This window comes from Pseudomonas sp. K5002 (assembly GCF_013386655.1).
In the GTDB taxonomy this organism is placed as follows: Bacteria; Pseudomonadota; Gammaproteobacteria; order Pseudomonadales; family Pseudomonadaceae; genus Aquipseudomonas.
On the sequence record NZ_JACARK010001342.1, the window covers coordinates 1 to 1,314 of the forward strand.

A 1,314-nucleotide genomic window follows, 5' to 3' on the forward strand; every position below is an offset into this window, starting at 1 on the left:
CCAGGGCCAGGCGGGTGGTGGACAGCAGCGCGAGGGCCACCAGGTTCACCGGATTGATCGCCGCCGCTTCGTTCAAGTGTTGCGCCACCCGTTCGCCGAGGCGGTTGGTGGTTTCGTTGAGCCACGCCGGCTTGTAGTTCGGGCCCAGCTCCTGGGAGCGCCAGTCGGGCTGCTCGCTGTCGAGGAATTCAGCCAGCTTGATCGGTTCGCCGAAGTTCACGGCGACCTGGCCAAAGCGCTGCTTGAGGGCGCCGACCACTTTGAAAATATCGAAAATCGACTCTTTCTTCTTGCTCGCACCGCGCAGTTCGCCCAGGTAAGTGCGGCCTTCCAGCACCCGCTCATAGCCGATGTACACCGGCACGAACACGATGGGCATGCGCGAGGAACGCAGGAAGCTGCGCAGGGTGATCGCCAGCATCCCGGTCTTCGGTTGCAGCATGCGCCCGGTGCGCGAGCGTCCGCCTTCGACGAAGTATTCCACCGGGAAACCCTTGGTGAACAAGGTGTGCAGGTATTCGTTGAACACCGAGGTGTACAGCGGGTTGCCCTTGAAAGTACGGCGCATGAAAAACGCCCCGCCACGGCGCAACAGGCTGCCGATCACCGGCATGTTCAGGTTGATCCCGGCGGCGATGTGCGGCGGGGTCAAGCCATTCTTGAACAGGAGATAGGAGAGCAGCAGGTAGTCGATATGGCTGCGATGGCACGGTACATAGATCACCTCGTAGCCCTGGGCGACCTTTTGCACACCTTCGATGTTGTTGACCTTGATGCCGTCGTAGATCTTGTTCCAGAACCAGCTCAGCACCACTTCGAGGAAACGGATGGCGGTGTAGGTGTAGTCCGAGGCGATCTCGTTGCCATAGCGCAGAGCCTGGGCCTTGGCTTTCTCGGGGGGGATTTTCTCGCGTTCGGCCTCGTCGAGGATCGCCTGGCGTACCAGTGGCATGTTCACCAGGCCCTTCACCAGGTTGCGCCGGTGGGACAGGTCGGGGCCGATCACTGCGGTTTTCAGGTTGCGAAAGTGCACCCGCAGGATGCGCTGGGCCATGCGCACGGTGCGTTCGTGGCCTTTATTGTGCTCGATCAACTCACGCAGGTTGATGGGCGCGGAGAATTGCACCCGGGTCTTGCGGCCCAGGATCAGGATGCTCAGCAGCCGGCGCAGGCGGCCGGTGACGGCCCAGCTGTCGGCGAAAAGCAGTTTCCAGGGGCTGGACTCGCTGTCGGGCGAATGGCCCCAGAACACCCTGACTGGAATGATCTGTGCATTCTCTACTGCGTGTTCGGTGAGCACATCAACCAGGCGGG

General features: G+C 61.6%; 1 protein-coding gene. It reads right to left on the bottom strand.

What is annotated here, in order from left to right; translation table 11 throughout:
• Positions 1-1,314: glycerol-3-phosphate 1-O-acyltransferase PlsB (gene plsB, locus HX846_RS36215; RefSeq protein ID WP_178967347.1), on the bottom strand; the 1,314-nt coding region annotated here is incomplete at both ends.